This window comes from Arthrobacter sp. BI5 (genome assembly GCF_056680065.1).
This window is the reverse complement of the sequence record NZ_CM155264.1, coordinates 1,472,781-1,498,928: the sequence shown is the minus strand read 5'-3', so window position 1 is coordinate 1,498,928 and position 26,148 is coordinate 1,472,781. Positions and strand designations below refer to the sequence as shown.

The 26,148-nt window shown below is 68.1% G+C and carries 26 protein-coding genes; 6 read left to right on the top strand and 20 right to left on the bottom strand.

Annotation, left to right across the window (positions count from 1 at the left end; translation table 11 throughout):
- Positions 1-169: 169 nt before the first annotated feature.
- Complete coding sequence (locus AC1MED_RS06790; RefSeq protein WP_479786585.1) at positions 170-451, top strand: hypothetical protein; 282 nt, start codon at positions 170-172, stop codon at positions 449-451.
- A 51-nt stretch (positions 452-502) separates the two neighbouring features.
- Here AC1MED_RS06790 and AC1MED_RS06785 read toward each other — a convergent pair whose 3' ends face one another.
- From AC1MED_RS06785 to AC1MED_RS06750, 8 genes are all read right to left on the bottom strand, one after another.
- Positions 503-1,408, bottom strand: coding sequence for an alpha/beta hydrolase (locus AC1MED_RS06785; protein WP_346959793.1), 906 nt, complete (start codon positions 1,406-1,408; stop codon positions 503-505).
- Positions 1,405-2,082, bottom strand: coding sequence for a TetR/AcrR family transcriptional regulator (locus AC1MED_RS06780; RefSeq protein WP_479786149.1), 678 nt, complete (start codon positions 2,080-2,082; stop codon positions 1,405-1,407). Before AC1MED_RS06780 ends, AC1MED_RS06785 begins: the two co-directional genes overlap by 4 nt.
- On the bottom strand, positions 2,079-3,686 hold the full coding sequence (locus AC1MED_RS06775; RefSeq protein ID WP_479786148.1) for a class I adenylate-forming enzyme family protein: 1,608 nt from the start codon (positions 3,684-3,686) through the stop codon (positions 2,079-2,081). The genes AC1MED_RS06780 and AC1MED_RS06775 overlap by 4 nt, the downstream gene beginning before the upstream one ends.
- Positions 3,683-4,927 carry a branched-chain amino acid ABC transporter permease gene (locus AC1MED_RS06770; RefSeq protein WP_479786147.1) on the bottom strand — a complete coding sequence of 415 codons (1,245 nt, stop codon included), beginning with the start codon at positions 4,925-4,927 and terminating at the stop codon, positions 3,683-3,685. Before AC1MED_RS06770 ends, AC1MED_RS06775 begins: the two co-directional genes overlap by 4 nt.
- Positions 4,924-5,799 carry a branched-chain amino acid ABC transporter permease gene (locus tag AC1MED_RS06765; protein ID WP_346959797.1) on the bottom strand — a complete coding sequence of 292 codons (876 nt, stop codon included), beginning with the start codon at positions 5,797-5,799 and terminating at the stop codon, positions 4,924-4,926. The genes AC1MED_RS06770 and AC1MED_RS06765 overlap by 4 nt, the downstream gene beginning before the upstream one ends.
- Positions 5,796-6,581 (bottom strand): ABC transporter ATP-binding protein, encoded by a 786-nt coding sequence (locus AC1MED_RS06760; protein ID WP_479786145.1) that lies wholly within the window; start codon positions 6,579-6,581, stop codon positions 5,796-5,798. Before AC1MED_RS06760 ends, AC1MED_RS06765 begins: the two co-directional genes overlap by 4 nt.
- Complete coding sequence (locus tag AC1MED_RS06755) at positions 6,578-7,342, bottom strand: ABC transporter ATP-binding protein (protein ID WP_479786143.1); 765 nt, start codon at positions 7,340-7,342, stop codon at positions 6,578-6,580. The genes AC1MED_RS06760 and AC1MED_RS06755 overlap by 4 nt, the downstream gene beginning before the upstream one ends.
- 62 nt (positions 7,343-7,404) lie before the next feature.
- On the bottom strand, positions 7,405-8,607 hold the full coding sequence (locus tag AC1MED_RS06750) for a substrate-binding domain-containing protein (protein ID WP_479786141.1): 1,203 nt from the start codon (positions 8,605-8,607) through the stop codon (positions 7,405-7,407).
- 581 nt (positions 8,608-9,188) lie between these two features.
- Between AC1MED_RS06750 and AC1MED_RS06745 the strand changes: the two genes are divergently transcribed.
- On the top strand, positions 9,189-9,674 hold the full coding sequence (locus tag AC1MED_RS06745) for a DUF1579 domain-containing protein (RefSeq protein WP_479786140.1): 486 nt from the start codon (positions 9,189-9,191) through the stop codon (positions 9,672-9,674).
- Between the two features lie 402 nt (positions 9,675-10,076).
- Here AC1MED_RS06745 and AC1MED_RS06740 read toward each other — a convergent pair whose 3' ends face one another.
- The 6 genes from AC1MED_RS06740 to AC1MED_RS06715 all read right to left on the bottom strand — a co-directional run bounded on the left by AC1MED_RS06740 (position 10,077) and on the right by AC1MED_RS06715 (position 17,660).
- Positions 10,077-11,420, bottom strand: a complete 1,344-nt coding sequence (locus tag AC1MED_RS06740; RefSeq protein ID WP_346959802.1) for a M16 family metallopeptidase — start codon at positions 11,418-11,420, stop codon at positions 10,077-10,079.
- Between the two features lie 122 nt (positions 11,421-11,542).
- On the bottom strand, positions 11,543-13,792 hold the full coding sequence (locus AC1MED_RS06735; protein ID WP_479786583.1) for a polyribonucleotide nucleotidyltransferase: 2,250 nt from the start codon (positions 13,790-13,792) through the stop codon (positions 11,543-11,545).
- 245 nt (positions 13,793-14,037) lie between these two features.
- The gene (gene rpsO, locus AC1MED_RS06730; RefSeq protein WP_138769772.1) at positions 14,038-14,307 is read right to left on the bottom strand and encodes a 30S ribosomal protein S15; all 270 of its coding nucleotides are present in this window, start codon (positions 14,305-14,307) and stop codon (positions 14,038-14,040) included.
- 217 nt (positions 14,308-14,524) lie between these two features.
- The gene (gene kynU / locus AC1MED_RS06725; protein WP_479786139.1) at positions 14,525-15,778 is read right to left on the bottom strand and encodes a kynureninase; all 1,254 of its coding nucleotides are present in this window, start codon (positions 15,776-15,778) and stop codon (positions 14,525-14,527) included.
- Entirely contained in the window at positions 15,775-16,629 is an 855-nt protein-coding gene (gene kynA / locus AC1MED_RS06720) for a tryptophan 2,3-dioxygenase (protein ID WP_479786138.1), read from the bottom strand. Before kynA ends, kynU begins: the two co-directional genes overlap by 4 nt.
- A 29-nt stretch (positions 16,630-16,658) precedes the next feature.
- A complete protein-coding gene (locus AC1MED_RS06715) occupies positions 16,659-17,660 on the bottom strand; it encodes a bifunctional riboflavin kinase/FAD synthetase (RefSeq protein ID WP_479786137.1) in 1,002 nt (333 codons plus the stop codon).
- Positions 17,661-17,895: 235 nt separating this feature from the next.
- Here AC1MED_RS06715 and AC1MED_RS06710 point away from each other — a divergent pair, with 235 nt between their 5' ends.
- A complete protein-coding gene (locus AC1MED_RS06710; protein ID WP_479786135.1) occupies positions 17,896-18,723 on the top strand; it encodes a DUF937 domain-containing protein in 828 nt (275 codons plus the stop codon).
- Positions 18,724-18,876: 153 nt separating this feature from the next.
- Here the strand turns inward: AC1MED_RS06710 and AC1MED_RS06705 are convergent, their stop codons facing one another.
- Positions 18,877-19,446, bottom strand: coding sequence for a P-loop NTPase family protein (locus AC1MED_RS06705; protein WP_479786134.1), 570 nt, complete (start codon positions 19,444-19,446; stop codon positions 18,877-18,879).
- 26 nt (positions 19,447-19,472) lie between these two features.
- Between AC1MED_RS06705 and AC1MED_RS06700 the strand changes: the two genes are divergently transcribed.
- On the top strand, positions 19,473-19,898 hold the full coding sequence (locus AC1MED_RS06700; protein WP_479786132.1) for a GNAT family N-acetyltransferase: 426 nt from the start codon (positions 19,473-19,475) through the stop codon (positions 19,896-19,898).
- Positions 19,899-19,961: 63 nt separating this feature from the next.
- Complete coding sequence (locus tag AC1MED_RS06695) at positions 19,962-20,411, top strand: hypothetical protein (RefSeq protein ID WP_479786130.1); 450 nt, start codon at positions 19,962-19,964, stop codon at positions 20,409-20,411.
- 230 nt (positions 20,412-20,641) lie between these two features.
- Here AC1MED_RS06695 and AC1MED_RS06690 read toward each other — a convergent pair whose 3' ends face one another.
- Positions 20,642-22,219, bottom strand: a complete 1,578-nt coding sequence (locus tag AC1MED_RS06690; protein ID WP_479786129.1) for an HNH endonuclease signature motif containing protein — start codon at positions 22,217-22,219, stop codon at positions 20,642-20,644.
- Between the two features lie 438 nt (positions 22,220-22,657).
- Between AC1MED_RS06690 and AC1MED_RS06685 the strand changes: the two genes are divergently transcribed.
- Positions 22,658-23,266, top strand: a complete 609-nt coding sequence (locus AC1MED_RS06685; RefSeq protein WP_479786128.1) for an NUDIX domain-containing protein — start codon at positions 22,658-22,660, stop codon at positions 23,264-23,266.
- A 242-nt stretch (positions 23,267-23,508) separates the two neighbouring features.
- On the opposite strand, the gene AC1MED_RS06680 is transcribed toward AC1MED_RS06685, so the two are convergent.
- The 4 genes from AC1MED_RS06680 to truB form a co-directional block, all read right to left on the bottom strand.
- Positions 23,509-23,889, bottom strand: a complete 381-nt coding sequence (locus tag AC1MED_RS06680; protein ID WP_346959311.1) for a MarR family transcriptional regulator — start codon at positions 23,887-23,889, stop codon at positions 23,509-23,511.
- Between the two features lie 331 nt (positions 23,890-24,220).
- Positions 24,221-24,715: a hypothetical protein gene (locus tag AC1MED_RS06675; RefSeq protein ID WP_479786127.1), complete on the bottom strand. Its 495-nt coding sequence runs from the start codon at positions 24,713-24,715 to the stop codon at positions 24,221-24,223.
- 22 nt (positions 24,716-24,737) lie between these two features.
- Complete coding sequence (locus AC1MED_RS06670) at positions 24,738-25,091, bottom strand: hypothetical protein (RefSeq protein ID WP_479779466.1); 354 nt, start codon at positions 25,089-25,091, stop codon at positions 24,738-24,740.
- 2 nt (positions 25,092-25,093) lie between these two features.
- Positions 25,094-26,116 carry a tRNA pseudouridine(55) synthase TruB gene (truB, locus tag AC1MED_RS06665; protein ID WP_479786126.1) on the bottom strand — a complete coding sequence of 341 codons (1,023 nt, stop codon included), beginning with the start codon at positions 26,114-26,116 and terminating at the stop codon, positions 25,094-25,096.
- Positions 26,117-26,148 lie beyond the last annotated feature (32 nt).

Here is a 26,148-nt window from a genome sequence, read left to right as displayed (position 1 = left end):
ACATCAGTATGTACCTTGGGCATGGCCTTCTGAATCGACCGGCTCACGGGCGCTCCGGACCCGTCCCGGGGCGGGCCGCCCTCCCAGATATCTGGGATACCGCGGGCCGCCCCGCCGCCCTACCGTGGAACATCGCGCAGCCACATAACAGACGTAAGGAGGGCTCGTGATGTACACCTTGCAGATTGAGCACAAGATCAGGGATTTCGACCTGTGGAAGACAGCGTTGGACCGTGACCCCGTCAACCGTGCGGCGTCGGGGGTTACCGCGCACCGCATCAGCCGACCGGTGGACGATCCGCACTACGTAGTGGTGGAACTCGAGTTCGAGCAGCAGGCCCAGGCGGAAGCCCTGCTGGCAAAGCTTCGGGCAAACGTTTGGAATTCGCCCGCTGCGGCCCCCGCACTCCAGGGCGCTCCGACAACCCGGATCCTCGCGTCCGCCGGCTGAGGCCCCGTGCCGCCCGGCGTCAGTGACGTCCGGGCTGAGCGCGGCCCTCCCTCAACTGCCTGCCAGGGCCTCCCGCACACTGTCGGCCACGGCGCCGGCACCGGCCTCACCCATCACGATCGTGTAGTGGTTCACGTCCGGCACCTCACGGACCCGCAGGGACGGGAGTTTCGCGGCCCAGTCGTCCAGGTAGCCGGGCGCGTAGAGGGCGGACGGCTCGTTAAGCAGCCCTCGCGGCGCCCGGAGGACCACGGTGTCCACGGCGAGCTCGTCCAGCGCTTTCAGCAGCGAAGCACCGCGGTGCAGCTCGGCGGTGTCCTCGGCCATGGCCTGGTACCGCGTGGCGGGCCGCAATTCAGGCTCCTCGCCGGTCAGGTCATAGTCCACGTATGCCTCCACGAGCGGTCCCCAGTCACCGCTGAACGCCGGGTGCTGCCGCCAGAAGGAGCGGTACACCTCACGGCTGGGGAAGGTGGCGTTGAGCCGCTCGGCGGCCGGGCCGAGCACCGAGGAGATGAGCTGTTCGTCGGAGATTCCCTCCGGGACCTGGAGCGGCAGTCCGCCGTCCACCAGCACCAGCGAGCGGACGCGCTCCGGGAACAGGTTCGCCAGGACGACCGAAGCGAAGCCGCCCATGGAGTGTCCCACCACGACGACGGGCCCCGGGGCCAGCTCCGCCAGTACGGCCGCGAGATCCTCCGCATGCGAGGGCATCCCGTACGGGGCAGGCAGGTTGTTGCTGCGGCCGCGGCCGCGCAGGTCCGGGGCGATGATCCGGACATCCGGCAGCGCCTCGGCCAGGTACGGCCAGGCCTTGTGCGAGGCGGTGACCCCGTGGACGGCCAGGATGGTCGGGGCGCCGGGGTCGTCCGGGCCCCAGATCGCGGTGTGCAGCGTGCCGCCGCGGACCTCCACTTCGGCGGTGCGGTACGTGTCCTTGCTGGCTGTCTGGGTCATGGGGCTGTCCCTTCCTGGGGCGGGGTGGGGTTCGCGGTGGTTGCCGGGGCGGAGCCGGGGGCGGGCGCAAGCGCCCGTTCGATGAACTGCATCATTTCCTCAAAGACTTCTTCGGGCACATCGGGCCGGGCTCCGGCGGCGGGTTCGGCGCCTTCCTCGTCCCAGAGGACCCAGCGCATGCCGATCAGCTCGCCGATGCCCATCAGGGCCCAGGCCGCCACGGTAGGGTCCATCTCCCGGACCTCGCCGCTGAGCTGGGCCGCCTTCAGGCCTTCGATGTAGCCGTTGACGATCCGGGTGTAGTGCAGCCGCAGGGCGCCGGGCGAGACGAACTCGGCCTGTCGGATAATCCGGTACAGGGCCGGGTGCTCGGCGGTGAAGCGGAAGAAGGCCCGGAAGCCGGCCCGTTCCGCCTCGAGCCGGGTGCCGGCGCTCCGGGCGGCGTCGGTCATGGCGTGCCGTACGCGCCGGTTCAGGTCCTCAACCACTTCGTCGAAGATGGCCTGCTTGCCGTCGAAGTACAGGTAGAAGGTGCCGAGGCCAACACCGGCCGCTTCGGTGATTTTGACGATCGAGGCCTCGTGGTAGCCCACCGAGGCGAAGACCGATTCCGCGGCCTCGAGCAGCTTGGCCCGGGTGCGTGTTCCCCGGGCGGTGCGCGGTGCGGCGCTCATGCCCGGCCCCCTGCCGCGGGGGCACCTGCCGGGGCCGGCCGCGCGGCCAGTTCCTGGCGCAGCTTGGCGCGAAGCACCTTGTTCAGTGCCGTGCGGGGCAGCGCCGCGACCATTTCGACCCGGGCCGGGACCTTGAAGCGGGCCAGCTGGGAGGCGCAGTGCTCCAGCAGCTCCTGTTCGTCCGTGGCCATGCCGGGACGGACCACCACGAACGCCAGCCCGCTTTCGCCCCAGCGAACGTCCTCCACCCCGACGACGGCGGCCTGCGCCACCGCGGGATGGGCCAGCAGCGCGGCCTCCACCTCGGCCGGTGCCACGTTTTCGCCGCCGGAGATGTAAATGTCCTTGAGCCGGTCCACCACCTTGATATACCCGTCGGCGTCGCGCTCCACGAGATCGCCGGTGCGCAGCCAGCCGCCGGCGAGGACGGCCGCCGTGGCGGCCGGGTCGCGGAAGTAGCCGGCAAACACGCCCGGGCCGCAGACCAGCAGTTCGCCGCTGGCGGCGCCGTCGAGGATTTCACCGGTGACGGGGTCCGCCACCGCGACGGCGACGTGCGGGTAGGGCTTGCCGGAATAGCCCACCATCCGTTCGGCGTCCTCGTTCGGCAGGCACAGCACGTTCGGTGAGGCCTCGGTCAGGCCGTACCCCTGGCTCAGCGCGACTCCCCGGCGGTGCCAGATCCGCAGCAGGGGCGCCGGCATCGGCGCCCCGCCGACCACGGCGTGGCGCAGGCTGCCGAGCTCGGCGTGGGCAAAATCGGGGTGTTCGGCCAGCATCAGGTACTGGGTGGGGACGCCCATCAGCATGGTCACGCCGCGCTCGGCAATGAGCTGCAGGACGCGGCCCGGATCGAAACCGCGCTCCAGGACCACGGTGGCCCCCACCCACCAGGCCAGCAGCGGCTGGATGTTCCAGCCGCCCACGTGGAACTGCGGCAGCACGGCCAGCACCACGTCGTTGCTGCCCATGTCCAGGGTGCGCGAGAGCGAGAGGTTGTTCCAGAAGCAGTTGGCGTGGGTCAGGACGGCGGCTTTGCTGGCGCCCTCGGTGCCGGAGGTGAAAATCATCAGCAGGGCATCGTCGTCGCGCACTTCCCGGCGGGGTGTGCCGGCGTCGGTGGGCGCCGCCGGGCGCACGTGCGTGGGCGGCGGTACCGACTTTTCGACGCCGCCGGGGCCGAGGGCGGCGGTCCGCGGCCGGTGCGGCAGCAGGGCGCACGCCGCGGCCGCAAGGGCGTCGAGGTCGCCTTCCACCAGCAGCAGCTGCGGCTCGGCGAGCTCCAGCTGGGCCGCGAGCTCCTTGGGCGAGAGCCGCCAGGACAGCGGCACCAGGACCAGCCCGGCCTTGGCGCAGGCGAAGAACGCCACCACGTGGTCCGAGCTGTTGCCGGTCAGGCTCGCGATCCGGTCCCCGGTCCCGTAGCCCGCGGCACGGAACCCGTCGGCCAGGGCGGAGGCGCGGCGTTCCAGCTCGCTGTAGAGCAGGGTGCAGCCGCGGTCGTCGATGGCGACCCGGTGCGGGGTGGTCAGGCTGCGGTCGGTGGTCCAGCGGCCCAGGGTGTGCAGGCCATCGGCCCGGTTGGGGCCAGTCGGGTTGCTCATGCGGCGTCCTCCAGGATGTCTTGGGGCGTCTCGTTACCGCCGCTGCCGGCACGGGCGCCCCGGCGGCGCTGTCCCAGCCGCTCTGCGGTCCCGGCGAGGCCGCCGGGCAGGAAGAGCACCACCAGGATGAAGAGCGTGCCGAGGATGAACAACGGTTCTGACAACGGTACCCGCAGGATGTCCGGCAGGGACTTCACGGCCTCGGAGTTGGCCAGTGTCGTAAGCCGCTGGTCGAGGATGGTGTAAAACACGCCGCCGACCACAGCGCCCCAGCGCGAGCCCACCCCGCCCAGGACCACCATCACCAGCAGCATGATCGTGAGGTCCGAGGAGATGGCCCGCGGCACGGCTCCGCTCTGCAGCAGCAGGAAGACCATCCCGATCACGGAAACCAGGATCGCGGAGAGAACAAAGATCAGCAGCTTGACGAGGTAGGGCTGCAGGCCCAGGACCCGGACGCGCAGTTCGTTTTCGCGCACGGCGGCCGCAGCGTGCCCGGCCCGGGAGGACTGCACCCAGGTGACGATGACGAATACGCCCACCAGCACGGCCAGTGCCAGCCAGTACAGGTTGCGGGTGTTGACCACCCCGACCAGAAAGTCCGGCAGGTTGTCGGTGCGCAGCGTCATACCCTCGTCGCCGCCGGTCCTGCCGTCAGGGTTACGGCCCACGATCACGGACCCGGCCTGGGCGAACGCGAGCGTAACCATGGCGAAGGGGATGCCGCTGACGCGCAGGCTGATGCTGCCCACCACGTGGGCCAGCACGATCACGATCAGCAGGGTCAGGCCCATCGCCGGCAGCAGCGGGATGTCAAGGTTCTGCAGAATGATCGCCAGCCCGTAGACGCCGGCACCGAAGTAGAGCGCATGCCCGAAGGACAGCAGCCCGGCAACACCGAGGAGCAGGTGGTAGGTCAGGGCCGCGGCCGCCATCAGCATGGACATGGCCAGCAGCTGCAGGGATCCGGGCGTGTAGCTGGGGCCAGGCAGCACTCCCGGTAGCGAGATATTCAGCAGCGGAAGCAGGACCAGGAGCAGGACGCCCGCCGCGCCCGCGGCCCACGCCGCGAGAGTGCGGCCCGCCGGGCCGCGGCGCGCTCCGCCGGGAGCGACGCCGGATCCTCCCCCGACCCCGGCTTTCCGGCCCCGGCGGGCTGCGCCGCCGTCGGCCGCCGGCTGTGCTGTGTTGGCGTCGGCGTTGGTGCCGTCGGTGTTGGAGGTGTCGGTTTCGGTGCTCATGCGGTTCTCCCAAGCAGGCCGGTGGGACGAAACAGCAGCACGAGCGCCAGTGCAAGCACGACGACGAAATCGCCGGTGCCGCCGAGGTAGAAGTTCGCGAACTGCTGCAGGACGGCGACCGCGACGGCGGCGATGGCCGCTCCGGTCAGCGAGCCGAGCCCGCCGATTACCGTGACGATGAAGGCGAAGATCAGCAGCGAGCCGCCGAGCATCGGTGAGACGTAGCCGAAGTAGTGCGAGGCGAGAACGCCGCCGAGGCCGGCCGCCGCCCCGCCGATGGTGAAGACGAGGGTGAAGGCCTTACGGACGTCGATGCCGAGGGCGGTGACCATGGACCGGTTTTCCACGCCGGCGCGGATGATCATGCCGTAGCGGGTCTTCTTGAGGAAGAACACCAGCGCCAGCAGCACCAACAGGGCGGCGATGATGCAGACGAAGCGGTCGTTCGGAACCCGGGCACCGAGGATGTCGGTAGTCTCCTTGAACCACGCCGGGCCCTGGATGTACACCGGGTCGGTTCCCCACGTCCCGTCGAACAGCGCGACGGCGGCGAGGGAAAGGCCCAGCGTGACGAGCACCTGTTCGATGTGGCGCTGGTAGAGCCGGCGGATCAGGACGAATTCGGTGAACGCGGCAAAGGCGGCGCCGGCAGCGGCCCCAATGACGAGTGAGAGCAGGAAGACTCCCCAGTTGTCAGAGCCGGCGCGGCGGGCCATCTCCCAGCCGGTGAAGGCCCCCAGGGTCAGGAAGGCACCGTGCGCGAAGTTCAGCACCCCCATCAGCCCGTAGATCAGGGACAGCCCGGCGGCCACGAGGAAGTACAGTGCGCCCAGGCCGAGGCCGGTGAACAGCAGCAGGACGAGGGTGCTCACAGGGCAGCGCCTTTCTGGGCTGGTTCCGCGGCGGGATCTCCGTGGGAAGCGGCATCGCTGGAGACACCCAGATGCCGTTGGATCAGGCCGGCGTCATCGAGGAAATCGAGGGCACGGCCGGTGTGGACCACGCGCCCGCCGGAGAGTACGACGGCGCCCTCCGCAAGCTGGCGGACGACGTGCAGGTTCTGCTCGACCAGCAAAATGGGGACAGTCTTGGCCGCTTCGGCCAGCGTTTCCGCCACTTCACCGACGATCTTCGGCGCGAGGCCCTTGGTGGGCTCGTCGACCAGGAGGATCTTGTTGGTGTTCAACAGGGCCCGTGCCAGCGAGACCATCTGCTGCTGGCCGCCGGACAGCGTTCCGGCCATCTGGCCCGAGCGCGCCAGCAGGTCCGGGAAAAGCTCGTCCACCAGTTGCCTGCGCGGGGCGGCATCGCGTTCGGCAAGCCTGAGATTCTCCGCGACAGTCAGCCCGGAAAAGACCTCACGGTCCTCCGGGACGTAACCAACACCGCGCTGGATGATCTTGAAGGTGGCTTCCTTCTCGATCCGTTCGCCGGCCAGTTCGACAATTCCCGCGTGGTCGATCAGGCCGATGATGGCCTTGATGGTGCTGGTTTTCCCGACGCCGTTGCGGCCCAGCAGTGCGGTGATTCCGGTTGCGGGGACGGTGAAGGACACATCCTCCACCACCTGCTGCCCGGCTATCCTGGCGTTGAGGCCCTCGACCCGCAGGATGGGGCGGGCTTCGGTGGCGCGGTTGTCCGCTGCGGTGCTCATACAGGTTCTCCGAGGTAGGCGCTTTGCACGGTGGGATCGGCCATCACGGCGTCCGGGCTGTCCAGGGCCAGCAGGCTGCCGTGGTGCATCACGGCTACCCGGTCGACCAGGCCCAGGACGACGTCCATGTGGTGCTCCACCATCAGGACGGTGCAGCCGCGGTCCCGGTGCATACTGCGGATGATGGAAGTGAGGGACGGGACGTCCCCCGACGCCACCCCGGCCATCGGTTCGTCGAGCAGTACGACGGCGGGATCCGTCGCCAGCAGCACGGCGATCTCCACCTTGCGCTTCTCGCCATGCGACAGGTCCCCCGCAGCCGTCGTGAGTTTACCGGTGAGGCCGACCTCCGCGATGGTGCCCCGTGCGGTCTGGGTGGCTTCGTCCGAGGCAGACGGAAAGCGCAGAACGCTGAAGCTGCCTCCGAGTTTCGCCTGGGCGGCGAGCCGGACGTTCTCCAGCACGCTGAGCCGGGGAAACAAGTTGGAGGTCTGGAAAGTCCGTCCCAGCCCTGCCTTCGCCCGCCGGTGGATGGGCGCGGCCGTGATCTCCCTGCCGTTCAGGGTGATGCTGCCCGCGGAGGGCCGCATCACGCCGGAGATCAGGTTGAACAAGGTGGTCTTGCCGGCCCCGTTGGGGCCGATAACGCCGATCATTTCGCCGGCGCCGACGGCGAAGCTCACATCCTGAAGGATGCGCGCACCGCCAATCTGCAGTCCAAGGCCATCCACCGCGAGGGCGGGCAGAGCTGGGGTTGTCATACGGTTCCTTTGTTCTAGCTCGCTGGTCCGGGTAGCGTGCCGGGCGCCGAAGCGCCTGGCGGCTACTTCTTTTCCGGCGGGGCGACGGTGTCGCCGGGAATCACCTTGACGAGCTCGGGAGCCCAGGCATCACCCTTCTGGACCAGCTTGGCCTGGTACATGTCCTGGATCAGGGCGTGGTCCGAAGCGCGGACGGTTTGCTTGCCCTTGGGGCCATCGAAGCTGAAGCCTTCAAGGGCCTTGACCATGGCGTCAGGGTCCGTCCCGCCGCCTTCCTTGATTGCCTGGGCAATCAGCTGGCCGAGGACAAAGCCGTCCGGGGTGAACAGGTCTGCCTTGTGGCCGGCCTTCTCGACGGAGGAGATCATCTTCTTTTCCACCTCGGTGCCTGAGGCACCCGGGAAGTAGTGGCTGAGGAAGCTGATCTTGGAGCTCGCGGGGCCGTAGGCGCCGAAGCTGGACGCGTCACCGAGGCCGGTCACGACGGGGGCGGCGTCAAACACTCCCTGCTGGCTGAGCGCCTGCCACATGCTGCCCGTGGTTGCCCCGGCCCAGGCCACGAAAACCATATCCGGCTTGGTGTCGAGCAGCTGACGCGCAAACGGGGTCAGTTCCTGGTTTTCCGGGACCAGCACGGAGTCCACGGTGGCGCCCTTGGCTCCCAGGACAGCCTTGACGGCGGCGACGTTGCCCTGCCCGAACGCGTTGTCCTGTGCGAAGACGACGACCTTCTTGCCCTTGGTGTCGATGAAGGTGCCGGCGGTGGCGACGTCCTGCAGGCTTTGCCGGCCGGAACGGAAAGTGTACTTGTTAACGCCCTGGATCGCGTCGGTGGCCGCTGCCCCGGAAATGTACAGCACCTTGTTCTGCTGCGCCTGCTCCGCAAGCTTCACGGCGATACCCGACGACGCCGTGCCGCCAATAATCTTGTAGCCCTTGCCGATCATGTCCTTGGCGGCGGTGACGGCTTTGTCCGGGTCGCCGGCGTCGTCCGCGTAGGTCAGGTTGATCTTGGCACCGTTGATTTCGCCGGTGCCGCCGGTGGCGTAGTCAATACCGGCCTGGAGGCCCTCATAGTAGGTGGCGCCGTAGGCCGCGAGGGGCCCGGTCTTGGAATAGATGATGCCGACGTTGACGGGCTCGGCGGCTTTGCCGGCACCGCCGGAGCCCGCCGGTGCGGCCGACCCGGCGGTGGGGGCGCAGGCGCTGAGGGCGAGCCCGGTGGCCATCACGGCGGCCATCAGGAACTTCTTTGTATCCTTCACGGGATGCCTTTCGTTGAGAATCCGCGGATCCCGGGCGGGAGATCCGGCAGGAGGTCTGACAAGGGATTGCAGCTGAACCTGAAAGGTGATTCAGATTACGGCAAATCTATGGTGCAGCTCACACGGTGTCAACGGGATTCTGAGTCCGCACGGTAACGAAACGGCAACTTTCCGGCGCTGCGTACGTCTGCGACCCTCCCTCAAAACCGGAGCGAGAACAGTCAGCCCTCCCTCAGAACCGGCGCGCAAACATCCAACCCTCCCTCAGAACCGGCGCGCAAACATCCAACCCTCCCTCAGAACCGGCGCGACACCAACCAGCCCTCCCTCAGAACCGGCGCGCAAACATCCAACCCTCCCTCAGAACCGGCGCGACACCAACCAGCCCTCCCTCAGAACCGGCGCGCAAACATCCAACCCTCCCTCAGAACCGGCGCGCAAACATCCAGCCCTCCCTCAGAACCGGCGCGCAAACATCCAACCCTCCCTCAGATCCACCCGGGACCCATCCTTTACAGCCGCGGGACACAGCGTGATGATGGTGGCGGGGCCAGACGGAGGGAATCCCACTCGGAGGAAGCATGGATCGACCGCTGCCAGGCAGCGCAAACGAGGCCCTTGAGTCATTTCTGGGGCAATGGAGCGGTACCACCCAATGGGAAGCCACCGCGTGGGGCCCGGCCCGTTCCGCCGCGGCCGAGGTCGCTTTCGCCCGCGCCGCAGCCGGTTTGGCGGTGACCATGCGCTACCGCCACACCGACGCCGACGGTGCCAAGACGGAGAGCGTCGGCGTCTTCACCATGGACCCGGACCATCCCGACACTCTCTGGTACCACGTCAACAGCATGGGCTTTCCCCCGGAGGCGCCCGCCCGGGCCAACTGGCACGACGGCACCCTGACCATCGAACGGCGCAGCGACCGCGGTACCGCCCGGCACACCCTACGGGTTCAAGACGGCCAACTGACCCACGCCGCCGGGCTGCGGCTTGGGGGCGCGAGCGAGTTCAGCCCTTTCATGACCACCGTGTGCCGCCGTGTCCCCGAGCCCGCGCCCGTCCCCGCCTGACCTGAGGGAGGACCGGCGGCTTCCACACCGGATCTGAGGGAGGACCGGCGGCTTCCACACCGGATCTGAGGGAGGACCGGCGGTTTCCACACCGGATCTGAGGGAGGACCGGCGGTTTCCACACCGGATCTGAGGGAGGACCGGCGGTTTCCACGCCGGATCTGAGGGGGGGTCGGCGGTTTCCACACCGGACCTGAGGGAGGACCGGCGGTTTCCACACCGGATCTGAAGGAGGGTCGGCGGTCTACACACCGGATCTGAGGGAGGGTCGGCGGATTCCACACCGGATCTGAAGGAGGGTCGGCGGATGCCACACCGGACCTGAGGGAGGGTCGGCGGATGCCACACCGGACCTGAGGGAGGGTCGGCGGATGCCACACCGGATCTGAGGGAGGATCCGGATCAGAGCCCGAACGTCTCGGTTTCCTCGAACGGACCTACCACGGTGACAGTCCGCGGGGCGGCCGCAAGTTCGCGCGCCAGCTCCTGAACTTCAGCCGCGGTGACGGCCTTGATCTGCCGCAGCGTCTCATCGATGTCCTGGTATTCGCCGGACACCAGCTCGGCGCGGCCCAGCCGGGACATCCGCGAACCGGTGTCCTCGAGCGCCAGGACAATGCCGCCGCTGAGCTGGCCCACGGCCTTGCGCAGTTCCTCCTCGGAAATGCCGCCCTCGGCAAGCTTGTCCAGCTCGGCGCCCAGGAGGTCCAGGACCTGCCGGACCTTCGACGGCGTGCAGCCGGCGTACATGCCGAAGTACCCGGCATCGGCATAGGAGGAGGCGAAGGAGTAGGTCGAGTACACCAGGCCGCGCTTCTCGCGGACCTCTTGGAACAGCCGGGAGGACATGCCACCGCCCAGGACGGCGTTCAGCACGCTCATCACGAAGCGTCGGTCATCGGTGGCGACCAGGGACGGGCAGCCCATGATGATGTTGGCCTGTTCCACCGGACGCTTGACCACGTGTAGCCCGGCAGTGCCGGTGATGGCGGCGCGTTCGGTGGAGCGGCGCTGCACCGGGGCGGCGTCGTGCTCCAGCTCCCAGCCGGCGGAGTGCAGGGCACCCACGACAAGCTCGCAGACGACGTCGTGGTCCAGTCCCCCGGCGGCGGTGATGACGAGCTCGTCCGGGCGGTAGTAGCGGCGGTAGTGGTCCCAGACCGAGTCCCGGGCGACGGCGCGGATGGCATCCGGCGTGCCGCCGATCGGGCGGCCCAGCGGGTGCGTGCCCAGCACGGCGGCAACAAAGTGTTCGTGGGCGACATCGGTGGGGTCATCGCTGTCCATGGCGATTTCCTCGAGGATGACGTCGCGCTCCTGCTCCATCTCCTGCGGGTCCAGCACGGCGCCGGTGATCATGTCCGCAATGACGTCGATCGCCATCGGCAGGTCCGTGTCCAGCACCCGGGCGAAGTAGCAGGTACTCTCCTTGGCGGTGGCGGCGTTCGACTCACCGCCCACCTCATCAAAGGCGGACGCGATTTCCAGCGCGGTGCGCCGCTTGGTGCCCTTGAACAGCAGGTGCTCCAGGAAGTGGGTGGAGCCGTGCTGCCCCGGGGCCTCGTCACGCGAGCCAACGCCGACCCAGAAGCCGATGGTCGCGGAGCGCTGCCCCGGCATCGCCTCGGTCAGCACCCGGACACCGCCGGGCAGCACCGAGCGCCGCACCTGCGAGCCGCCGTCGGCGCCGTGGATGAGGGTGTCAGCGTGCTGGTTCTGCTCAAGCGGCAGGGGGACGACAGTCATTAAGGCCTTTCAATAAAACCGTCACGGGAAACGTGCCAAATCTGCCTGCAATCCTACCTGCCTTTAACGGCAGCGGGGCCGGTGGACGAATCCACCGGCCCCGCTGCGCGAGTCAGGAAAGACTACTCTGCGGACTCCACGGAGACCTCAGTGTTGGCAGCGTCCGCAGACCCTTCCTCGTCGGCCACAACGGGCGAGAGGGAGAGCTTGCCGCGGTCGTCGATCTTGGTGATTTCCACCTGGATCTTCTGGCCAACGGAAACAACGTCCTCGACGTTGTCCACGCGCTTGCCGCCGGCGATCTTGCGCAGCTCGGAAATGTGCAGCAGACCGTCCTTGCCCGGGGTCAGCGAAACGAAGGCGCCGAAGGTCGTGGTCTTGACGACCGTGCCCAGGTAGCGCTCGCCGATTTCCGGCACCTGCGGGTTGGCAATGGCGTTGATCGCGGACCGTGCTGCGTCGGCAGACGGGCCGTTAGTGGCGCCAATGTAGACGGTTCCGTCGTCCTCGATCGAGATGTCGGCTCCGGTGTCTTCCTGGATCTGGTTGATCATCTTGCCCTTCGGGCCGATGACCTCGCCGATCTTGTCTACCGGGATCTTGACCGCGATGACGCGCGGCGCGAACTCGGAGAGCTCGTCCGGGGTGTCGATCGCGGAGTTCAGCACGTCCAGGATGTGCAGGCGGGCTTCGCGGGCCTGCTTCAGGGCGGCAGCCAGGACCGAGGCCGGGATACCGTCGAGCTTGGTGTCCAGCTGGATGGCCGTGACGAACTCGGAGGTACCGGCAACCTTGAAGTCCATGTCGCCGAAGGCATCTTCGGCGCCGAGGATGTCGGTCAGCGCGGCGTAGCGGGTCTGGCCGTCAACCTGGTCGGAGACCAGGCCCATGGCGATACCGGCAACAGCGGCCTTCAGCGGCACGCCTGCGTTCAGCAGGGACAGCGTGGAGGCGCAGACGGAACCCATCGACGTCGAACCGTTGGAGCTGAGGGCCTCAGACACCTGGCGGATGGCGTAGGGGAATTCCTCGCGGGACGGCAGCACCGGCATGATGGCGCGCTCTGCGAGGGCGCCGTGGCCGATTTCGCGGCGCTTCGGGGAACCGACGCGGCCGGTCTCGCCGGTGGAGTACGGCGGGAAGTTGTAGTTGTGCATGTAGCGCTTGCGCGTCACCGGAGACAGCGAGTCGATTTGCTGTTCCATCTTGAGCATGTTCAGCGTGGTGACACCCATGATCTGGGTCTCGCCGCGTTCGAAGATGGCCGAGCCGTGGACGCGGGGCAGAACCTCAACCTCGGCGGTGAGCTGGCGGATGTCCGTCAGGCCACGGCCGTCGATGCGGATCTGGTCCTTGAGGATGCGCTGGCGCACGACCTGCTTGGTGACGGAGCGGAAGGCTGCGGACAGTTCCTTCTCGCGGCCTTCGAACTGGCCGGCCAGGGAGGAGATGACCTCGTCCTTGAGCTCGTCGGAGGCGGTGTCGCGCTCCTGCTTGTCGGCGATCTGGAAGACAGCGGCCAGCTTCTCGGCGGCAGCGGACTCCACAGCGGCGTAGACGTCGTCCTGGTAATCCAGGAAGACCGGGAACTCGATGGTCGGCTTGGCGGCGCGGGCTGCCAGGTCGGACTGTGCTTCGCAAAGGGCCTTGATGAACGGCTTGGCAGCCTCGAGGCCCTCGGAAACGATCTCTTCGGTCGGGGCGGTGGCGCCCTGTTCCTTGATCAGGTTCCAGGAGTTGTCCGTGGCTTCGGCTTCAACCATCATGATGGCGACGTCGTCACCGGCGATACGGCCGGCCACAACCATGTTGAAGACGGCGTTCTCCAGCTGGGAGTGCTTCGGGAATGCCACCCACTGCGAGCCGTTCTCGTCGGCGACGAGGGCAACGCGGACGCCGCCGATCGGGCCGGAGAAGGGCAGGCCGGAGAGCTGGGTGGACATCGAGGACGCGTTGATCGCGACGACGTCGTACAGTTCGTCCGGGTTGATGGACAGCACGGTGACGACGATCTGGACCTCGTTGCGGAGGCCCTTCACGAACGCGGGGCGCAGCGGGCGGTCCATCAGGCGGCAGGCCAGGATGGCTTCCGTCGAGGGGCGGCCTTCGCGGCGGAAGAATGAGCCCGGGATGCGGCCCGCGGCGTACATGCGCTCTTCGACGTCGACGGTCAGCGGGAAGAAGTCAAAACCTTCGCGCGGGTGCTTGCCGGCGGTGGTTGCGGACAGCAGCGCGGTCTCTTCATCGATGTAGACCATGGCTGCGCCGGCTGCCTGCTTGGCAAGGCGGCCGGTTTCAAAGCGGATAACCCGCTTGCCGAAGCGGCCATTGTCAATGACGGCTTCTGAGAACTGGATTTCGGGACCCTCCAAGAGAGTCACCTCCGTTTCTTGATTTACGGAGTCCAGCCGCATCAACCCAGTCCAGCATCTGTCTACTGGCCTGCACTGCACCCGGTCATCGATCGAGATCCACGGGCTAAAGCCACAGTTCCTTGTGGCCGTTCCCGGAGATCACTACCGAGGACCGCGAATGCGTGATGCGGTTGATCCTCCTGTTGAGTTTTTTTGAAGAAGGCGGCCCCTTCCCGATGGAAGGGGCCGCCCCTTAGAGCTGACTAGCGGCGCAGGCCGAGGCGCTCGATGAGCGCACGGTAGCGGTTGATGTCAGTGTTCTTGAGGTAGGTGAGCATACGCTTGCGACGACCAACCATGGCCAGCAGACCGCGCTGGGTGTGGTAATCGTGCTTGTGTTCCTTCATGTGCTCAGTCAGATCCTTGATCCGCTGGGTCAGGACTGCAACCTGGACCTCCGGCGAACCGGTGTCGCCCTCGGACGTTGCGAAATCCTTCATGATGGACTGCTTTACAGCGGCTTCAAGTGCCACGATAACTCCTAGAGATGTGCCGTGAGGCCCGAAACAGTAATTCACTGCCGGGGGTGCCGCGCCGGAATCCTTATCCCCTTGGGACGGGATTCCTACACAACAAGAGCCAGCCGCCACGGACTGCAGCCGGATCCAACGTTTAGTTTACTGGCACGCCGCCGAAGTTGTCTAAACCGCCCGGCGCGGCGCCCGGAGCGGTGGCTGGCGCGCCGCCCGCTTATCCGGCGTCGGCCAGCAGCCCGCGGATCGCCGCGACGCCCCGGTGCAGCTCGGCGAACGAGGTGCTCAGCGGCGACAGGCCGATCCGGATGCCCTGCGGCGCCCGGAAGTCCGGGATCACGTCCTGCTCCCACAGGGCCGCCGTCATTTCGCGGAACGCCGGGTGGTCCACCGTGATGTGGCTGCCGCGCCGCTCCGGGTCGCGCGGCGTTGCCAGCAGCACCCCGGCCGGTTCCAGCCAGGCGTCATGGAGTTCGACGGCGAACGCGGTCAGCAGGCGGGACTTCTCCCGGACGGCGGCCATCCCTACTTCCTCCAGCAGGTCCAGGGTGCCGCGCATGGCGAGCATGCCGAAGACGGCGGGGGTGCCGCTGAGGAACCCGCGGATGCCGGGCGCCGGCTCGTAGCCTGGCCCCATTTCGAAGGCGTCCTTGCGCCCCATCCAGCCCCAGATCGGCTGCTGCAGGCCGGGCAGGTGCCGGGCGTTGACGTAGGCGAACGCGGGTGAGCCCGGTCCCCCGTTCAGGTATTTGTAGGTGCAGCCGGCGGCGAAGTCGACGCCGGCAGCGTCCAGGCCGATTTCCACCGAACCGGCAGAGTGGCACAGGTCCCACACCACCAGGGCGCCGGCGTCGTGCACGGCGGCGGTGATAGCGGGCAGGTCCGCGAGGAAACCGGAGCGGTAGGCAATCTGGCTCAGGACCACGACGGCGGTGGCCGGGCCGGTGGCGGCGCGCACCTGTTCCACGGTGACGCCGGAGGCCGGGTCGGCCTCGATCCAGCGCAGCGTGAGGCCCTCTTCGCGGGCGATGCCCTCGACGAGGTAGCGGTCGGTCGGGAAGTTGTCGGTATCCAGCACGATCTCGGTGCGTTCCGGGTCCGTGACGGCGGCCAGGGCGGCGCGGATCAACTTGTAGAGCACCACGGTGGTGGAGTCCGCGATGATGGTCTGGCCCGGGGCGGCGCCGAGCACGGCGCGGCCCAACTGGTCCCCGATGGCCTGCGGGAGTTCCAGCCATTCCTCGTCCCAGCCGCGGATCAGGCGCCCGCCCCAGCTGTCCTGGATGAAGCTGCTGATGTCCGTGACGGTGCGCTTCAGCGGCCGGCCCAGCGAATTGCCGTCGAGGTAGGACAGGTCCGTGTCGGTGCCGACGAAGTGGCCGCGGTAGGAGGCGAGTGGGTCCGCGGCGTCGAGGTCGAGGGCCCGCTGCCACAGGGCGTCGGCGGCCTGGCCGGCCGGTTCGGCGCTCACTGCCCGATCTCCGTGCGGACGGCGAACAGTTCGGGGAAGAAGGTCAGTTCGAGCGCTTTTTGCAGGAAGGCGGCGCCGCTGGAGCCACCGGTGCCGGCCTTCATGCCGATGGTGCGCTGCACGGTCCGCAGGTGCCGGAAGCGCCAGAGCTGGAAGTTGTCCTCCAGGTCCACGAGTTCCTCGCAGGCCTCGTAGGCGCCCCAGTTGCTGGCCGCGTTTTCGTAGATGTACTTGAAGACCGGGACCAGTTCCGGGCAGAACTCGTGGGCCCGGCTCACATCCCGGTTGAGTACCGAGTCCGGCACGTCGAAACCCTGGCGCTTGAGGTAGGCGAGGAAGTCGTCATAGATGCTCGGGGATTCGAGCAGTTCCAACAGCATGCCGTGGGCTTCGGGGTCCGACTCGAACACCGGAAGCATCTTGCGGTTCTTGTTGCCGAGCAGGAATTCCACCGCGCGGTACTGGCTGGACTGGAAGCCTGAGGAATTGCCGAGGAAGCCGCGGAACTGGGAGTACTCGGTGGGCGTCAGGGTGGCCAGCACGGACCACTGCTCGGTCAGGGTCTTCTGGATGTGCTTGACCCGGGCGATGGCCTTAAGGGCGGAGCCGAGGTCGTCGGTACGGAGCCAGGCCGCGGCGCTGAGGAGTTCGTGCAGCACGAGCTTGAGCCAGAGTTCCGTGGTCTGGTGCTGGATGATGAACAGCATCTCGTCGTGGTGCTCCGGCTCGCTGACCGGCTGCTGGGCGCTGAGCAGGGTCGGCAACTGCAGGTACGAGGCGTAGCTCATCCGGGAGCTGAAGTCGCGGACAATATCCTTGTCCAACTCCCGCGTGTTCTTCTCAATCGTCACTACTGGCCTTCCATGCCGAACGGGGCGCGCTAACCGGCGAACAGGATGTCATGCGCCTGGACGACGTCCAGCCGCATCTGCTCAACCAGCGCTTCAGGGCCACGGTACGCGACCATACCGCGCAACCGGGCCACGAATTCGACCACGACTGTCTGGCCGTACAGATCGAAGTCTTCGACCGCCTCCTCCGGGCGGTCGATTACGTGCGCTTCGACCTGCCGGCTGACGCCGTCGAAGGTCGGGTTGGAGCCGACGGAGATGGCGGCCGGCCAGCGCGTGCCGGCCTGGTCTACGAGCCAGCCGGCGTAGATGCCGTCCGCAGGGATGTAGCCGCTGGCGTCGGAGGAGAGATTGGCCGTGGGGAAACCGAGATCGCGGCCGCGGGCGGCCCCGTGAACCACCTCTCCGCGCATCCGGTGCGGCCGGCCCAGGACGGCGGCGGCGGTGGCGACGTCGCCCTCCCGCAGGGCTTCGCGAACCCAGGTCGAGGAGCAGCGCCGGTCCCCGGCGCCGTCGTCGTCGGTGTCATCGCTGCGGTGCACCGGATAGCCCTCTGAACCAAACTCGCTGATGACCTGGACCTCGAAGCCGAGCTTCTCCCCCAGCTCCTTCATGGTGTCCAGGTCTCCGGAGTTGCCGCGGCCGAAGCGGGCGTCATGGCCGATCACGACATGGCTGGCCTTGAGCGCGTCGACGAGCACGGAGGAAACAAATTCCTCGGGCGTGAGGCTGGCCAATTCCAGCGAATACTTCATCACCAGGACGGCATCCAGGCCCACCTCGCCGAGGGCAACGAGCTTGTCCTCCAAGCCCATGATGAGCTCGGGGGCGGATTCGGGGCGGTGCACCTGCGCCGGGTGCGGGTCAAAGGTGATGGCGACAGCGCGGGCGTGGTTCAGGCGGGCGGTGCGGATGAGCTGCGAGAGCACCTGCTGGTGGCCGCGGTGCACGCCGTCGAAGTTGCCGAACGTCACCACGGAGGGGCCGAAGTCCGCGGGGACTTCGGACGGATCGTTCCAGATGTGGACCATCTACCTCGCCTTTTGCTGCCTGCCATGAACTTCTCCGGAGGGTTGGGCCGGCTCCGGAACTCTCTAAGATTACCCGCAATCGCCCCGGTTCCCGGACGGCACCCGCGGCGTCGGCGGCCGCCTTTCCGCCCTCCCGGGCCCGGGCTACGATGCAAGGGCACCAGTTCGGCGACGGCCATGCGGCCGCCGCCGCCATCAATGCACGCGGCGCGTCCCGCGGCTGAAGGAGAACGCCATGACTGAGCTTCAGGACATCCTCGGGCAGATCCCGGTAGACCAGATCGCCGACATGCTCGGGACCGACCGGCAAACCGCCCAGACAGCAGTGGAGGCCGCCGTCCCCACACTCCTCGCCGGGCTGCACAGCAACGCACAGGCTCCGGAGGGCGCGGCCTCGCTGGAATCCGCCCTGAGCCAGCACCACGACGGGCTGGTCGACGGCGGTGTGGATGCCGCGCAGGTAGATACTGCCGACGGCGAAAAGATCGTGAACCATGTGTTCGGCGGCCGGCAGGACCAGGTCGCGAACCAGCTGGCGGGCACCGCGCAGCTGGGCGGAGTGGGCGGGGACCTGGTTCGCAAGCTCCTCCCCTTGCTGGCGCCGATCGTGATGTCCTACCTCGCCAACAAGGTCCTGGGCGGACGCGGCCAGGCGGGCGGCGGCGCCCTTGGGGGCGGCGCCGGCGGCGGCCAGGACTCCGGTGCCGGTGCCGGGGGCATCGACCTGGGCGGCATCCTGGGCGGAATTCTTGGCGGTGCGGGCGGCGCCGGCGGCGGCCTGGGCGAGATCCTCGGCGGCATCCTGGGCGGCGGGCAGCAGCGCACGGCCAATGAGGCAGTAGCCCCCGACGCCGGCGGCCCGAACAACGCGGCCGAGCCCGAGCTGCAGCCCCAGGCTGTCCCGCAGGGCCAGCCGTCCGGCAACGAACCCCGCCCGGGCGAGCTGATCGACATCGACCTCCCCGGACAGCGGGAAGACGCGCCGCACGACACGCAGGGCGACACCCGGAAGAACGACGGCGGCCTCGGCGGCCTGCTGGGCGGACTGTTCGGGAAGAAATAGCGTCCGCGCACCCGCGGGGGCGGCCCGTACCGGGCAGGGCCCTTGCCGGACCCGGCGTCGGGCCATTGACGACGCCGGGGCCGTCCGCCGTCGACCGGCGGGTGCGCCAATCCGCTGGTGCGGGCCGGCGTCGTCCAGAGGTGCGCGGCGGCCCTAACGGGCCGGTTGCTGGTCCCCTTCCGGGAGGCCCTGGAGCCACGCCTCGAGTTCGCGGGGGTGGCGGAAGATGAGGACCTCCGCGGTGCCCGGAGAGCTCTCCAGTTCCCGCATAACCCGCCGTTTGCGGTTGAACGAGCGGAAATGCCAGCCGATGATCGAATCGGGCGCGAGGAGGCGGCCGAAAGTTTCCCGGTTTCCGTTGCAGGCTTCTTCCCGCGCGATGACCCGGCGAAGTGAGCGCCGGACCAACCGGAGCAGTGAAAGCCACCGCGGATAGTCCAGGCCCACGATCAGTTCCGCGCGCGGGACAACCAGGTCACGCCAGACTCCGTAGGCACTGTCGATGACCCACTGGTCCTGGCCGGCGATGCGCGCCGCGAGCACCCGCTGCCTGTCCGTGTCCGGCTGGCGCCAGCCCGGAAGCCAGCCGATGTCGTCGTCGGCAGAGAACTCGGGCAGTCCGGTCCGGTCCGCGTAGGCGCGGGCCGCCGAGGACTTGCCGCTTCCGGTGACACCGTAGAAGAGGACCCGCGACGGAGCGGCAATTGGGTTTCGGGGATGCACGAACATCAGCATGCCACACTGGTCCAATGCCCCAGCTCTCTGTCACTGCCAACGCCGAGGTGTCCGACAGCGAGGTCGTGGCCCTCTATGAATCGGTCGGGTGGGCCGCCTACACCCGGGACCCCGAACTGCTGGTGCGGGCCATCCATAACTCGTCGTTCGTGGTCACCGCACGCGGTGCCGGCGGTGAACTTGTTGGCCTTGCCCGGGCCGTCTCGGACGACGCGATGATCTGTTATCTGCAGGACATCCTCGTGGCTCCGGAGTTCCAGGGAAACGGGGTGGGACGGCAGCTGGTGACAGCCGTGCAGGCCCGCTACGGGCACGTCCGGCAGACTGTCCTGCTCACCGACGACGAACCGGGCCAGCGCGCCTTCTACGAGGCCCTTGGTTTCAGGGAAGGCGCCGACTTCAGCTCCGGGCCCCTGCGGGTTTTCGCGCAGTTCCGCTGACGCGCGCCGGCCCGGCGGCGGCTCCCCGTAGACCTTTTTCCCGACGGCGGTTATGGTCTGAGCATGCGCAGAATGGCGGGGGCAGCGATCATCGTCGTCCTCTCGGGAGTGCTGCTCTGCGGTTGCTGGCTCGTGCCGGTCACCCGCACGGACGTCTGCGTCGACTGGGTCCGCTTCGGGACGATGCAGCAGCGTTTCGACCACGCCGGCGCGGTTCTGGTCGGCAAGCCACTGCAGCGGGACGGCGACGTCCGAATCTACGGTTATCAGGCCAACGTCCACGTGGTGGAAGTAGAGAAGGTGCTCAAGGGCAGTGTTGCCCAAGTTACCGTCCGGATCGCGGCCATGCCCGTTACGTGCGGAAAGACTTACCCCGACGGCGACCCCCTGGACGCCGGGGACAGGCTGCTTTTTTTCGTGACGGAACAGAACGGCCAGTGGTTCACGATGACCCCGGAGCAGGGCGCCGTCCCGTTCCCGGCGGGCACACCGCTTCCGTTCAAGACCGGGTGATCGGTGCTTCAGGGTGCAGTAAGCCGGTACACCGACACGTGGCTGCGCGATTCGCCGGTGAATTCGCTGCCGTCCCAGTCCGACCACCTGGATTCCAGCTCAAATCCGGCCAGCCGCGCCATCAGATGGAACCCAGCAATCCTGACGGCGCCGTGGTCGTGACTGGCCGCGGCACTCCTGGACGACTCCCCCTCGTGACCGTGCGGATTCCCGTCGTGAGGGTGCGTGGTTCAGCATCTGAAGTAGTGGTTTCTTCGGGGTGTTTGGCGGGGGTCGAGGTGGGGTGGCGGGATGAACCAGGGGATTCCGGTGCGGAGTTGGATGGTCCATTGTTCTTTGTGGATCAGGTGGTGGTGGTGGGAGCAGAGGAGGACGCCGTTGTCGGTGCTGGTGGTGCCGCCGCGGGACCAGTAGGTGATGTGGTGGGCTTCGCACCAGGTGGCGGGCATGGTGCAGTTGGGGAAGGCGCAGCCTTGGTCGCGGGCGGTGATGGCTTTGCGGATGTGGGGCGGGAAGATCCGGGTGGTGCGGCCGATGTCGAGGATGCGGCCCTGGCTGCCGAGCAGGACGGGGATGATGTCGGCGTCGCAGGCGATTTTGCGGATGGTCGCGGCGGTGACGGGGCCGGTGAAGGCCAGGGTCCCGGTGCCGGTGAACCCCATCGGGCCTGTGCCGCGTCCGCCGGCGTCCCCGGTGCCGGTGGCAGGGTCAGCGTTGGTGTTGGTGACGTGTTGGAGGCGTTCGAGGAGGTCGCGGTGGTCGATGGTGACCATGATCTGGGGCCGGTGTCCGCCGGTGGCGGGCAGCCCGCCGGACGCGAGGGCTATTTTGCAGCCGCCGACCAGGCCGTCGAGGTATTTCTGCGGTCGGGACCGCCAGTCCAGCCCGCCCGGCACGAACCCCTCCGCCCCGGTAACCTCCCCGGCCACGCCCACCTTCCCGCCGCCGTCCGCCCCGGTCACCACGCCGCCGTTGGCCCCGCCACTGTCCGCCCCGGCGGCCGGGCTGCTGTCGGTGCCTGTGCGGGCGGGGGTGGTGCGGGGGTTGGTGGCGGTGTTCATCACGGTGAGGAGGGTCTCGAATTGTTCGGTGGTGGCGAAGATTTCCAGGTGGTGCAGGCCGTGGCGGGGTTTACGGATGAACGCGCCCTGTAACTGGCGCAGGACCTCCTCGGAAGGTTCGGCGCCGTCCTGGTCGATGGCGTCCAGCCAGCGCCGGGTGACCCGGGCCAGGAAGTCCGGGTCGTGCTCGGCCGCGGTGGCCGTGAGGGAGTGTTCCATCCGGGCGGTCGTGGCCGGGTCGCACAGGGGCCGGACCCGGTCCAGGGCCTGGGCGATGATGGTCGCGGACCGGGACGGCACGGTCCCGGCGGCCACGGCGGCGGCGAGTTCCTCATGCAGGGGCGGGAGGATCTGCCCGGTGATCCCGGTACGGGGCAGGACCGCGGCGGTCAGGGACAGGCGGCGGTGCGCTTCGGTGCCGGTGATCTGCAACCGGTCCCGCAGGAAGTCCCCGCTCTTGCGGTAACCGTCATCCAGGACCGGGGAGTTCGCGGCGGCGGCTTCCTTCCGGGTCCGGTCCACCGCGGCCGCGCCGACAAGCTGCAGGAACTCCAGCCCCCGGGCGAGTTCCTCGACCCCGGCGGCGTACTCCGCCGCCTCCGCGAACCCGAACAGCGCCGCGTCCCCGATCGCCGTCGCGCACAACTCCCGCACCTGCCCCAGAATGTTCCCGAGCGACGGAACCCCGCACGCAGCACCACCGGCCCGGGAGGCCGGAGAAACGCTGAGAGCTGCGCTGGATCCCATGAATCAATCCTGCCAGCGACCTACGACACTAAGAGCGGCACCACTGCCCGCCCCAGAGCACGCGACGGAACGGCCGGCACCATCGCCGTACCGGAGTAGCAGACCCCGCACCAGCCGCCGCGCAGCATCCCCGGGCCGACTGGCCGGAGGAATGGCGAGAGCTGCACTGGTTCCCATAAACCCATCCAACCAGGGACCTACGACAGTAATAGTGGCAACAGAACAGCCCGCAAGGCAGCCGTACCGGAGCAGCACACCCCGCGCCACCGGCACCCGGCACCCGGCACCCGACAAGCAGCTTCCCCGGCACAGGCGGCCGGAGACAAGGCGAGAGCAGGATTGGTTCCCATGAACCCATCAAACCAAGAGCCTAAGACAATTCTGGGAACAGCTAGACCAGCCCCAGGATCCCCGTCGACGGCATGACAGACTATCCAGATGGACAGCTCAGTCTCCCCGCAGCCGGCTCGAAACAACCCCGCTGAAGATCCGACGAACGCAGCTTCAAAGCCAGAAGAGCAGGAAGCCGCGCCTCGGAACCCGTATCACGATCCGCGCCGCCCGCTCGGGCCTCGCGACCCCGGCGATGCATGGGTGGAGGGCGAGCATGGCCGCTTCTGGGGACGCTTCGGTTCCGCGGGCCTGCTCGTGCATGATGCGGAAAAGGGCGTCCTGCTGCAGCACCGCGCCACTTGGAGCGACCATGGCGGAACCTGGGGACTCCCCGGCGGCGCCCTGCATCAAGGCGAAGACGCCGTCAACGGCGCGCTCCGGGAGGCCAAGGAAGAGGCCGCCGTCCCGCCCGGATCCGTCCGCATACTCTTCACCACGGTGTTCGACGTCGGGTATTGGTCCTATACGACGGTCGCCGCGCAAGTCGTGGAGCCCTTCGAACCCGCCATCAGTGATCCGGAAAGTCTCGAGCTGCAGTGGGTCAGCCTTGAGGGCGTCGGTGACAAGGAGTTGCATCCGGGCTTCGCGGCTGCCTGGCCGGCCCTCCGTCGCAGGCTTCAAGCCCCCGAGGTACGGCACGGCAACGGCAAATAGCGGCTACGACGGCGGCGACCGGGCTGAATAACGACGACGACTGCGGCCGGGCCGAATAACGTCGACGGCGGAACCCATAAGTAGCGACGACGACTGCGGCCGGGCCGGATAGCCCCAAGCGACGGCGACCTCGTGAGATCGCGCCGCTGCCGCCGTCGTGCGGTCCGCGTTCGTAAACGCAGGACGTCCGCCCGCTAAGGAAAGAGCCGCGGCGCCGGGCGGACCCCGTCATGACCCGCTGGTCAGGAGCTTCCCGGGACCTCGAAAGCGGCCAGGATCCTGGCCAAGTCCTGTTGCAGGTGGGTCCAGCCTTCCAAGTCCTCGGGCAGCGCGTTGCGTTCGATCTCGTGCGCCGTTGCTAGGGCCGCGCTGCCGGAAGCCGTCAGGGCCACGGAAAACTGCCGCCGGTCACGCTCGTCCTTGGTTCGCGTGACAAGGCCAGACTCTTCGAGCCGGCCCAAGACTTTCCCCAGGGATTGGCTCTGCACCGCGATCCGGCGCGCGAGCTGCTCTTGGTTCAGTGGCCCGGCGGCAAGCCCCTGCAGGGCGATCACGCCGGCGTGGGTCAGGCCCAAGGCAGCCAACGCTTGGTCCTTGCGGCGCTCGACCACTCGAGCGGCCATGGACAAAAGCTGATCCGTCCGCCACTTCTTTGTTTCCCGGCCGAGGCTCATCCGCGGCACCCGCATCGGCGCCCATCGCCTGCTGTTTTCGGTTCCCATGTTGCTCGGGGAACGGCGTTCACAATGCTCATGATGCCTCCCTCGCTCCGGTGGACAAACGTGGGGTGCAGGCTGTCACTGTCCGCACCCAGATACTACAATAAGCATGCTTACTATAGATTTGGCAAGTTTGCTTACTATTAGTCGTGGCAACGGCACGCCAAAAGGCCCCGTCGGCGGCTCAGAAGAGACGCACGCAGACGGGGCCGGGCTGATGGGTGGGGCGGCGGAGTCAGGCCCGCCGGGGCGCCGGGCGTCGGCGGTACAGCCAGATCAGGCCCAGGATCGGCAGCAACAGCGGGATGAAGCCGTAGCCACGTCCAAACAGGGACCAGACCGTCTCGTGCGGGAAGTTGACCGCGTCGAAGAGGCTGAGCGCGCCGACCACCAGAACGCCGACCAACTCGACCAGGACCGCCGTCACTGACACCTTGAACCAGGTGCGGCCGGCCTTCGCGAGCGAGACGGTCGCCACGATGTAGACGACGGCGGCGAAAGCGGAGAGCAGGTAGGCGAGCGGCGCCTCAGAGAACTTGGTGAGGATCTGGTACCCGGCCCGGGCGGTGGCCGAGAGCGCGAACACCGCGTAGACGGCAATCAGCAGCCGGCCGGGACCGGTGTTGCGGGTGTCCTTCGCCGCCGCGCCGCCCTGCCCCGCGGTCCCTGCCGCGCCGCCCTGCCCCGCGAGCCCAGCGGCGTCGCCGGTGTCCTGCTGTGAAGCCGTCATGTTCTTCTTTGCCTCTTCCACGTCAGTACCAGATCTGGTTCATTCGGGCCGCCATCACCAGCGCGGTGACGCCGACGGCCGCCAGCACGAAATTGCTCCACCGGGTGCGTTCCAGGATGGCCCAGTACACGGCACCCACCGGCAGCATCAGCGCCGTGACGAGGTAGCCCCAAAACTCCCAGGGCTCCCCCGCGATCTGCTCCCCCGACGCGACCCGGACGATGGATCCGACGAGGTAGACCAGCAGGGACAGCTCGACGGCGGCTACCGACAGGATGGTGGCATCGTTCGGCGCCTTCTTCAGGACGCCGGCGCCAACGCAAAGGAAGGTTGAGAGCAGCCCCACCACCAGGATGATGTAGAAATACGCGTCCACGGCTAGCCTTCCGGCTCTGCGGCGGCGGGCTCTGCGGCGGCGGGCTCTGCGGCGGCTGGCCCAGCGACGGCCGGCTCCGCGACGGCGGGCTCTGCGGCGGCCTTCCCGGCAGCAGGCTTTTCATTGTCCGGCGCGAAGACCAGTACCGGCTTGGCGTAGCTCCCGGCGTCGGCCAGCAGTGCCACCAGCGAGCCGTCCGGCGCGAAGGCTGCCGCGGGCTTCTCCGCCGTCGCCGCATCCGGCGTGCCGGCGGCGGCACCGGCCACGATCCGTCGTCCGAAGGACAGTTCCGTGGTCTCCTCCGCAGTGAGCTCACGGTTGGGCATCAGCGCCCGGGCGGCCTGCGACATCTCCAGGACCTCGAGCTCGTCGGCCAACTGCTCCAGGGTGCGTGCCTGGTCCAGTGTGTAGGGCCCCACCTGGGTCCGGCGCAGCGCAGTCAGGTGGCCGCCCACCCCCAGGGCGTCGCCGAGATCGCGGGCAAGGGCCCGGATGTACGTGCCGGAGGAGCACTCCACGGTCACGTCCAGGTCCAGGGCCTCGCCGTCCCGCGAGCGGCGGAGTTCGTGGACGTCGAAGCGGTGGATCGTCACCGTCCTGGCGGCAAGTTTGACCTCCTCGCCGGAACGGACCCGGGCGTAGGCACGCTCGCCGTTGACCTTGATGGCGCTGACGCTGCTGGGCACCTGCTGGATCTCGCCGGTCAGGGCGGCGACGCCGGCCCGCACGCCGTCTTCGGTGACCGCGGCGGCACTGCGGGTGGCAGTGACCTCCCCCTCGGCGTCGTCCGTGACGGTCGACTCGCCAAGGCGGATGGTGGCGGTGTAGGTCTTGGAGGTCCCCACAATATAGGTCAACAGGCGGGTGGCCTTGTTGATACCGAGCACCAGCACCCCCGTAGCCATGGGGTCCAGGGTGCCGGCGTGGCCCACCTTTCGGGTACCGGCGATCCGCCGCATCCGTCCAACCACATCGTGGCTGGTCCAGCCTTGCGGCTTGTCCACTATCACCAGTCCAGAAAGCACGCCTCCCAGTATATCCGCGCCGCGACTGGCCC